Source organism: Mesorhizobium sp. M7A.F.Ca.CA.002.05.1.1 (genome assembly GCF_003998335.1).
Taxonomy (GTDB): domain Bacteria; phylum Pseudomonadota; class Alphaproteobacteria; order Rhizobiales; family Rhizobiaceae; genus Mesorhizobium.
This window is the reverse complement of the sequence record NZ_RZQI01000154.1, coordinates 1-9,275: the sequence shown is the minus strand read 5'-3', so window position 1 is coordinate 9,275 and position 9,275 is coordinate 1. Positions and strand designations below refer to the sequence as shown.

Sequence of the window (9,275 nt, the reverse complement as noted above, 5' to 3'; positions counted from 1 at the left end):
TTTCCTGATTGACGGACTGGGTTGCAATCCTGAAAGAACAGACCGCCATTGGCGACCAGATGGGCCGCGAGGTGCCGCAGATGCTGGCCAACCCCGACATCAGCGAAACGCAGGTGAGGACGCTCTTTTCCGCCCTGGAGAAACAAGCCGAGTTCGTCGAGAAGCTGCGTATGGCGCTGGAAAAGTTCGGCCATGATTTCTCGATCATCAAGGCCGCGGAACGGCTGGAGGAGCGCTATGCCGACCTTGCCGCATCGGTGGCGGAAAAACTGAAAGCGATGCGCCGTCGGTGAATGCCTCGACCCTGCCTTTGCCCATGGATCCACCTTTGCCCGCGGTGATTGTCGAAAGACAGTAAACGTCAGCGGGTGTTGAAGAGCAATAGGCGGCAACCGGGAAATTCCTCAACCATGTCCAAGAAAAATCCGGCATCAGTCCCGCTGGCCAGAACGGTTACGCCGCCCACCTGTTGACTTTTCTTGGCTTGGCCGCTCCCTCTTGCAGGGCAGTCTTGGCCGAAGCAGATGAACGGCCGGATTCGAATGGAGGGACTGATGAGATTGCGTTTTCTGCTTGTGTTCGCGACCATAATGGCCGCGGTCTTCGGGACGTCCGCCGCAGCCTTCGCTTACAGCGCCCACACCACGACCAATCTTAATGTCCGTAGCGGGCCGGGAGCGGGATATGCCAGGGTCGGAACGCTGCCCGGCGGCTTCAGGGTCAATGTCACCGGCTGCCAGCCGGGCTGGTGCAGAATCCATGGCGGCGGCGTGAGCGGCTGGGCCAGCTCCGGCTATCTCGAACGCTCCCAAATCGTTCGCCCGCCAATCATCATCGTGCGTCCGCCGCATCGGCCGCCACACTGGCACAAGCCGCACCGTCCTCCGCACCATCGGCCGCACAGGCCACGTCCCGGCAAGTGCAAGATCGCGCCCGGCTTCTCCTGCAAATAGGTTCATTTGCGCCGGGTCTGGCGTGACGGGCAGTGCGGCAAATCAATTGCGGCCCTGCCGCCATGTCCATGGCCTGACGGGTACTTCAGCCGTTCGGTGTTTCAGGCGAAAGATGCGCGCGTCCGCGTGGCACGCCAAGACCGGTGTCCGGCGGCTCGCCGGCTGCCGGTCTGTTCTCGATCATGTGCGTGGTGCGCCAGCGGCCGAAACGGTAGTAGGCCGCCGCCAGTACAAGCGAGCTGATCGAACCCACCGGGAAACTCCACCACAGCGCTTCCTCGCCGATCACGCCACGCATGAAATAGGCGAAGCCGGTGCGCACGACCAGCACCGAAATGACCAGGATGATCAACGGCGGCATCACGGCACCCGTGGCTCGTACGGTGGCAAACAGCACGATGGTTATGCCGAACAGAATGAACGACCACGAGGCGACATTGTTAATGTGGACGGCGATGTCGATCGCCGCGCTGTCGCTGCTCAGGAACAGGCTCAGCACCGAACGGTCGAAAACCGACAGCACTGCAACCAGTGCGCCGGTCAGGACCAGGTTGAAGCCGACACCGGAGGCGGCGATGCGGCCGATCCGGTCCCAGCGCCCGGCGCCGACATTTTGCGCCGCCATCGAGGACACCGCGGCGCCGATGGCGAGCGCCGGCATCTGGATATAGGTCCACAGCTGGGCGGCGATGCCGTAGGCGGCGGCGACCTGTGAGCCGTAGGAATTGACGATGCCCATCACCGTCAGTGCCGCCGCCGAAATGACGATCATCTGCAGACCCATCGGCACGCCCTTGACGACGACGATGCGAAGCAAGGTGGGATCGGGCCGCAGCAGGGCGAGGTTGGCGCCGGCCAGCCGCAGCGGATGCCTGCGCACATAGAGCACGATCAGGATGGCGATCACGCTTACCGTCTGGCCGATCAGCGTGGACGTGGCGGAGCCCGCGATGCCGAGTTCGGGAAACGGTCCGATGCCGCGGATGAGCAATTGGTTGAGCACGATGTCGAGGACGACGGCCAGAGCCATGAAGAAGAAGGGCGTGCGTGAATCGCCGGCACCGCGCAGCACGGTCATGACGAAGGACAGAAGGTTCATCATCGGCACGGCGACGAAGATGATGCGCAGATAGGAGCGGGCGAGCGGCAAGGCATCGGCCGGTGTGCCGAGCGTGTTGAGAATGGCGTCGACCCAGATCCAGCCGCAGACCGCGAGGATAACAGAAACGAGGAAGAAGAACGTCGCGCTGGTGCCGACGATGCGGCGCGCCTCGGGCAGGTCGCGGGCACCGACCGACTGGGCCACCAGGATGGTGGCCGCCATGCCGATGCCGAACACGGTGCCGAGGATCAGGAACAGGACGAGGTTGGCGTTGGAGGTGGCGGTCAACGCCGATTCGCCGAGGAAACGGCCGACCCAGACGGCGTTGATCGAACCGTTGAGCGACTGGAGCACGTTGGAGCCGAGCACCGGCAGGGCGAACAGCAGAAGCGTGCGCGGGATCGGGCCGCTGGTCAGGTCGCCGGTGCGCCGGCGCGGGGGATTTTTTTCGTCCATGGCGGGCAGCTCGGCGAAGGTTCGTTTCAAGTCGCGTGCGCGATGATTGCCGATTCAACGGGACAGGTCATGCCGTGATCTAATCATGTTCTCAAAGCTTCCGGAATGGGATATTGATCCTCGATGCGTGGGGCCGCATTCCTACAGTTCTTGGATAAGCCGGGGGGGTCATGTCCGATATTCCGCTATTTTTTGAGCGCCTGAACAGGCGCGCGTTCCTCGGTGCATCCGCCTTGGGTGCCCTGGCTCTTTCGGCGTGCACCACAACAGACATGGCGCCGCCGCCGCCGGTTGCAGCACCGCCGAGCGATCCGGCTTTCGGCGATGCCGCGAGCATGTATGCGGCGCGTGTCGACGAGGGCTATCAACTGCCGGCAATCCCGGTCGCCAAGGTCGATCCGAAGTTCGTGCGCCAGATCGTGACTGACCCGACCGGAGAGAAACCCGGCACGATTGTCGTCGATACGTCTGAGCACTTCCTCTATCTGGTGCGCGACGGCGGCACAGCTATCCGCTATGGCGTCAGCCTTGGCAAAGCCGGTTTCGGATGGACCGGCAGCGCCGTGGTCCAGGCGAGGAAGAAGTGGCCGGTCTGGACGCCGCCACCGGAAATGATCCAGCGCCGGCCGGAATTGGCGAAATACAAGGACGGCATGCCGCCCGGCCCGCAGAGCCCGCTGGGCGCCCGCGCGCTGTATCTGTTCCGCGATGGCAAGGACACGATGTACCGACTGCACGGCACGCCGGAGTGGGATTCCATCGGCAAGAACGCATCGTCGGGCTGTGTGCGCTTCATGAACCAGGACATCATTGACCTTTACAGCCGCGTCAACGGCCCCGCCCAGGTCTTCGTGCGTCCCAACCTGTCGGCTGCCGGCAAGATCATGGCCGTGTCGAGCAGAACCGCCGAGCCGATCGACGCGGGCGTGCCGAGGGACGCGGAGATGTTGCAGTAAGTCTGCACGAATTGTGGACTGCGGCGAAGCAGCTCACCATTCGACAAACACCGACGTGCGGTCAGTACACTACCCCTCCAAGACCGAACCTTTCCGAGGGAGGATAAGCTATCTTGCTCCAAAGAGCCGGCTGCATTCCTCAATGGGATGGAGGCGGAGAGATCAGCTTCGAGTTTGCAGCAGCATCGGCATCTCCGCTGTGCTCAAATGTCAGTCCGCTCGGGCCGATCTGCAGCCGGTATCCCGACATCGCGGCAATAACCACGAGGGTGATCACCGCGAGAACCATCATAAGTTTATTCGGATCCAGCTTGCTCATCTTGTGTCACCGTCAAGGGATTCGAACCACCAGGGAGTGCGCTGAACAAACGTTTCGTCTTCGGCCATATAGTTGTGATCGAACGCTCGAATGGCCGCGCTGAGAGCCTGTGAACGGCTCACTTTGAATCTTCGCGCGCTTTTCTCGATGAGCTCGATCTCGTGTGCCGAGAGCCGAAAGGATACGATTTTCTTCGTCATGCCTGAGACCATAGACTGTGTTGGTTAATCATTTCCTAATTTCGTATTACGCCGCCGTTAGCGCTTGAGAGAGCTCGTGGATGTCCCAGGTTTGATGATACCTCAATCCAGCTCAGCTAGATTGGAACTAAAAAGGTATCTCGTCGTCCAAAGGCTTCTTGTCGTTTTCGGTCGACGCGTCCGAGAGCGGCTTTGTTGGGACAAAGATGTCATTGGCCTTAGTCGTGATCCGGTCGCCCTGGCCGGAATGGGCTACAATCACGCGACAGATAGTGACCAGCTCGTACGGGGTCCGGCTGGAGATGAACATTTCACCGTGATCACCATCCCACGTCGGAACTTGAGTCCGGGCGGTGTAGGTGCCCGCATAAAAAGCGATTCCCCATCCTTCGAGTTGTCTGAGCTGCTCGCCTACCTCCACTGCCGCCTTCAATCTTTCCGACAGCGGAAATGACAGTCGCTGATGCGGCCGTTCCCAAGGCTGAGGCATAAGCGACTCGAGCTTCGTGATGACCGCTGACAGGGCCTCGATGTTCTCTGATGTCGGCTCAGCTTCGCACGAGATCGTTCCCTCATAGCTGTCACGCACAATATTCATCAACATCATGCCGGACCTGATCCGATTTAGTACCACAAGGCTCTTTGCGTCGAGATTGTCGATGTCTTCGTGGCGGGCGCCGTTGACGATAATGTTGGCGACAAGCACGCCCAGTGCAGCAGCCAGGCTCGACAGAGTCTCCATCTGCAGCCGTGTTCCTTGCTCGGCACGCTGGACGGTACGTCTGTCGACTCGGCTCATAGCGGCCAGCTTGTCCTGGGTCATGCCGGCCGCTTCCCGCAGTTCCCTGATTTTGGCGCCGTTCGACATCGTCATTTGCTTTTCCATGTCGCTACTATCTCATTCATCGAGCGACAGTGCTACGCCATGGTAGCGACAGGCGTGCCCATCGAGAAAGTCGCTTTGCGACAGCCTCACTGTGACGCAAGATTTCAGTGCGGCTTGTGCGCGACTCAATCAGGTCGCTTTGTCTGCACGCGGATTCTACGGGGCGTTCGGATGAACCTGCTATGTGTTGGCCGGTTGCTGCAACTCAAGCTATGAGAGGCAAGGCACGATGTGGTTATGCTAGTGCCGCAGATGGGGATGGGGACGGCTATGCCAATACGCAAGGTTTGGCGCGATTGGTTTGGCGAATTTCTAGGAAGCGTCGATGTGTTGGAACTCGACAAGATCGACTTGTGTGACGCTGAGCACGCTGAAAGAAAGTCTGCAGCGCTGGCACTCTTGGCTCGGCTGCTTTCCGAAACGCAGTCGGCATTAGTTCTAGTTGATGCTGGCAGAGATTTGGCATTTCGATCGAGCTGCCGCTCAGCGATCGAATGCTCGGTGCATTTGTTTCTGGCTGAGACCGAGGACGGATACATCGATCTCTTGCGATCTGACGACGAGGTCAGTCGGCGATCACGTGCCAAGAAATTCATGGCGAACGGCAGAGGAAAGCTTGCAAAAGAAGCGGAAAAGCACTTGCAAGAGTTCTTGAGGAGAAGTGCCGGGGCAAAGGGGAGGTTCCAAATTTCCGACATACAGACGCCCTTTCCCAGGCAGACCCATGTCTACCGGGAAATATCCGCTGACGCGGCGCATGTGACCTGGACCTCGCTCGTTCGACATCTCCATGAAATTCGACCTGGTTGGATTGAGCTGAAGATCGAACCGTCGATCACCGAAAGCGAACTTGAGGAGGCGGCCTCGATCCTGGCGTTCTCTTTGCTGTCAGGAATGAAGTCTCTTCTGAATCTTGTTCCAGCGTTGGAAGATAAATTCGATCTAGAGACGGTTTTCGAGGCTTACAAGAAAATATACCTGAGTGGAAAACCAAAACTCGCGTAAAAGTAGGAGGCCCGCTCTACCGTTTCCGGGAGCGGGCCTTTTGGTTGATGGTGCCATCCAGGCGGACGCGCCAAGCGCGCCCGTCCGTGCAGTGGTCGTTACTTCTTGGCCAAACCCGGCAGCGTGACCTGATAGACTAGGAACATGGTGTCGACATTGGCGCCGTCTTCGGCCTTGTAGGGCGCGCCGACCTGAAAACCGTCCTGGGCGAGGAAGTCGTTGTCGTTGGCGACGAACAGGAAGTAGTCGTCGGGCAGCTTCGCATCGAGCACGCTGACCACCGACATCGCCTCCCACTTCTCGGACAGGTTATCCTGGTCATTGGGCGCGCCATTGTGCAGGCCGAAGCGGCCGAGCTCGGCACTGTCGTTGATGTCGATGAATGGCGTCAGCTTGGCCGGTGTCACCGATGGGTCGACGACGCCTTTGGGGGCGACCGGCCTGTCAGCGCCGTCGAAGGCGCCGCCGGCGATGTCGGTCGCGGTGGATAGGTCGACGACGTTGACCTGGCGATAGAGCGAGGCGTCGCCCTTCAGGCCCTGGCCGTTGCCGCTGTCGCGCGCCAGCATCAGGAAGCTCTTGTCGGAGAGTGCCACGATCTCGCTCTGCGCGGCGACCTTGGTCTTGCCCTTGGCATCCTTGAACACCGGCAGCGGCACGACATATTCGTGCGCCAATTTGAGATGGGCGAGGTCGGACGTGTCATAGACCAGCGCCCTGGTGTTCTGGCGGGTCGAGCCGGAATCGCCGCCGTCCTGCCTGGCCGCCGACTGCAGCACGGCGATCAGGAACTTGCCGTCGGGCGTCATCGCCATGCCTTCGAGGCCTTGATTGTTCTGGCGGCCGGTGTCGGGATCCTTCGGATCGGGCTCGGCGGCACCGGGTCCCGGATTGTCCGAGGCGAAGTTCGGCGTGCCGTGGCGCATCGGCACCAGCGCAGCCGGTGGCTGGGTTGCCGACAGCAGATGCCCGTCGGCGGAAAACCGATAGATGTTCGGGCCGTATTCGTCGGAGATGAACATCGAACCATCGGGCAGTCGCACGATCGCCTCGTTGTCGAGCGCCAGCTTGCCATTGTCGGCTTGCGGCAGGATCGGCATGTCGCCGCTTGCCGCGCGCACGCCGTTGAGCGGATCCAGGCCTGTGGCATCAGCCCCCTTGTCGTCGGTGAGAAGCATGGTGTCGGCGAGCGTTGCCTTGACGCCGGTCTGCTGCTGGCCGGCAGCAGGTGCCGCACCTGGTGCCACCGGGGTAAACTCGATGGCGACGGTGTTGAGGCGCGGCCGGTAGTCGGTGGTACCGACGACATTGTAGCCGCGATCCGGCAGCAGCCAGAGCGAACCTTTGTAGCCGGCGGCCTCATGCGTCCAGCCTGATGTGTCGATCGACATGCCCGAGCCCGAACCAAACGTCTCGCCGAACTTGTCGCGCTGAGCGGCCGGGATGCGGCCGACGCCGACCAGCCCTTTGTTGACAAAGCTCGTGCCGCCGACGGTCGCGGTGCTGTCGGCGAGCGCCGGCGTCAAGGCGGTGAACAAGGCCAGCGCGACGCCGAGCGACGCGGTTCGATACAGGTGTTTCATGGATAATCCTCTTTGTGACGGATGTGCCGGAGCGGCCGCGGGACGAAAAACTGAAAGAGGTGCGACATCGATGATGCCGCGCAAGCCTCCCCGAAACGCGGTCTACGGCGCGAACATGATGCTTGCGTGACAGCGCGCAGTGCATGCCGGCGGTCGACGAAAAACGATGCGCGCGCGGCACTGGACACTTATGTCCAGTGCATATATGATCCAGCCTTCGGACTAACCGTGGAGGGGAAGCCTTGAAGTCGCACTACCGCGCAGTCGTCATCGGGGGTGGCGTGGTCGGGGCCTCGGTGCTCTACCACCTGACGCGATTTGGCTGGAGCGATGTGGCGCTGATCGAGCGCGCCGAACTGACAGCCGGTTCGACCTGGCACGCGGCGGCAGGCTTCCATGCGCTCAACGCCGACCCCAACGTGGCGGCGCTGCAGGACTACACCATCAATCTCTACCGCGAGATCGCGGCCGAATCCGGCTGGGATATCGGCCTGCACATGACGGGCGGCGTCAACATCGCCAGCGATCCCGCGCGCTGGGAGTGGCTGAAATCGGCCTGGGCGGTGTTTCAGTCGGTCGGCATCGAGACCGCGCGCCTTGTCACGCCCGACGAGATCAAGGCGATCTGCCCGATCGTCGACGTCACCGGCGTGCTAGGCGGCCTGCATGATTCCAACGAGGGGCACCTCGACCCGTACGGCACGACGCACGCCTATGCCGGCGCTGCAAAAAAGCGCGGCGCCGACATCATCCTGCGCAACCGGGTGGTCGAGTTGAAGCCGCGCGCCGACGGTCGCTGGGATGTCGTCACGGAGCAGGGCACCATTATCGCCGAGCATGTCGTCAATGCCGGCGGGCTGTGGGCAAAGCAGCTCGGCCGCATGGCCGGCATCGACCTGCCGGTGACGCCGATGGAGCACCATTATTTCATCACTGAGGACATTCCCGAGATCGCGGCGCTGGACAGGGAAATCGGCATCGCCGTCGATCTCGACGGCTTTTCGTATCTCAGGCAGGAGCGCAAGGGCGTGCTGCTCGGCGTTTACGAGCAGAACCCGAAGCACTGGAACATGGATGGCGCGCCGTGGGACTACGGCATCGAGCTGATCCCGGAAGACATCGACCGCATCAGCCCCGAACTCGCCAAGGCGCATGAGCGCTTTCCTTGCCTGGCGACGGCCGGCATCCGCAAATGGGTCAACGGCGCCTTCACCTTCACGCCGGACGGCAATCCGATTGTCGGGCCGGTGCGCGGGCTGAGGAACTACTGGGTTGCCTGCGGCGTCATGGCCGGCTTCAGCCAGGGCGGCGGCGTCGGCAAGTCGCTGGCCGAGTGGATGATTTTCGGCGAACCGCAGGCCGACATCTTCGGCATGGACATCGCTCGCTACGGCGCCTTCGCCGCCAACCGGGAATATCTCAGGCAGACGACGCGCCAGTTCTATTCGCGCCGCTTCGTGATGACCTTTCCCAATGAACGACTGCCCGCCGGCCGGCCGCTGAAACGTCCGGGTGCCTATGACGGCATGAGCGCGGCGGGATGCGAATGGACGGCTTCCTGGGGACTGGAAATCCCGGCCTATTTCGCGCCGATGGAATTTGCCGAGAACACGACGCTGCGGCGCTCCAACGCCTTCGACATCGTCGGCGACGAGGCGCTGCAGGTGCGGCGCGCCGCCGGTCTCGTCGATATCTCGGCCTATTCGCGCTATGCGGTGGCGGGGCCAGGTGCGGAAGCCTGGCTCGACCGGCTGCTCGCCTGCAGGCTGCCGAAGCCGGGGCGGGCCGGCCTGGCGCCGATGCTCGGTCATGACG

General features: G+C 61.8%; 10 protein-coding genes. 5 read left to right on the top strand and 5 right to left on the bottom strand.

The genetic code is table 11. The features are described 5' to 3' along the window. Positions 1–8 precede the first annotated feature (8 nt). Together EN939_RS10680 and EN939_RS10675 are read left to right on the top strand one after the other, a co-directional pair. Positions 9–293 (top strand): hypothetical protein, encoded by a 285-nt coding sequence (locus EN939_RS10680; protein WP_127267984.1) that lies wholly within the window; start codon positions 9–11, stop codon positions 291–293. A gap of 261 nt (positions 294–554) precedes the next feature. Then, a complete protein-coding gene (locus EN939_RS10675; protein ID WP_127267983.1) occupies positions 555–953 on the top strand; it encodes an SH3 domain-containing protein in 399 nt (132 codons plus the stop codon). 85 nt (positions 954–1,038) lie between these two features. Here the strand turns inward: EN939_RS10675 and EN939_RS10670 are convergent, their stop codons facing one another. Further along, a complete protein-coding gene (locus tag EN939_RS10670) occupies positions 1,039–2,511 on the bottom strand; it encodes an MATE family efflux transporter (RefSeq protein ID WP_127267982.1) in 1,473 nt (490 codons plus the stop codon). Positions 2,512–2,681: 170 nt separating this feature from the next. Here EN939_RS10670 and EN939_RS10665 point away from each other — a divergent pair, with 170 nt between their 5' ends. After that, positions 2,682–3,467 (top strand): L,D-transpeptidase, encoded by a 786-nt coding sequence (locus EN939_RS10665; protein WP_127267981.1) that lies wholly within the window; start codon positions 2,682–2,684, stop codon positions 3,465–3,467. A 139-nt stretch (positions 3,468–3,606) separates the two neighbouring features. On the opposite strand, the gene EN939_RS10660 is transcribed toward EN939_RS10665, so the two are convergent. From EN939_RS10660 to EN939_RS10650, 3 genes are all read right to left on the bottom strand, one after another. Then, complete coding sequence (locus tag EN939_RS10660) at positions 3,607–3,786, bottom strand: hypothetical protein (protein ID WP_127267980.1); 180 nt, start codon at positions 3,784–3,786, stop codon at positions 3,607–3,609. Beyond that, positions 3,783–3,986 carry a hypothetical protein gene (locus EN939_RS10655; protein ID WP_127267979.1) on the bottom strand — a complete coding sequence of 68 codons (204 nt, stop codon included), beginning with the start codon at positions 3,984–3,986 and terminating at the stop codon, positions 3,783–3,785. Before EN939_RS10655 ends, EN939_RS10660 begins: the two co-directional genes overlap by 4 nt. A gap of 127 nt (positions 3,987–4,113) precedes the next feature. Beyond that, complete coding sequence (locus tag EN939_RS10650) at positions 4,114–4,860, bottom strand: helix-turn-helix transcriptional regulator (protein WP_164748915.1); 747 nt, start codon at positions 4,858–4,860, stop codon at positions 4,114–4,116. Positions 4,861–5,142: 282 nt separating this feature from the next. Between EN939_RS10650 and EN939_RS10645 the strand changes: the two genes are divergently transcribed. After that, entirely contained in the window at positions 5,143–5,877 is a 735-nt protein-coding gene (locus tag EN939_RS10645) for a hypothetical protein (RefSeq protein WP_127267977.1), read from the top strand. A 98-nt stretch (positions 5,878–5,975) separates the two neighbouring features. Here the strand turns inward: EN939_RS10645 and EN939_RS10640 are convergent, their stop codons facing one another. Then, the gene (locus tag EN939_RS10640) at positions 5,976–7,460 is read right to left on the bottom strand and encodes an esterase-like activity of phytase family protein (protein ID WP_127267976.1); all 1,485 of its coding nucleotides are present in this window, start codon (positions 7,458–7,460) and stop codon (positions 5,976–5,978) included. 242 nt (positions 7,461–7,702) lie between these two features. Here EN939_RS10640 and EN939_RS10635 point away from each other — a divergent pair. Continuing rightward, a partial coding sequence (locus tag EN939_RS10635; RefSeq protein WP_164750939.1) for an NAD(P)/FAD-dependent oxidoreductase occupies positions 7,703–9,275 on the top strand: 1,573 nt, incomplete at its 3' end.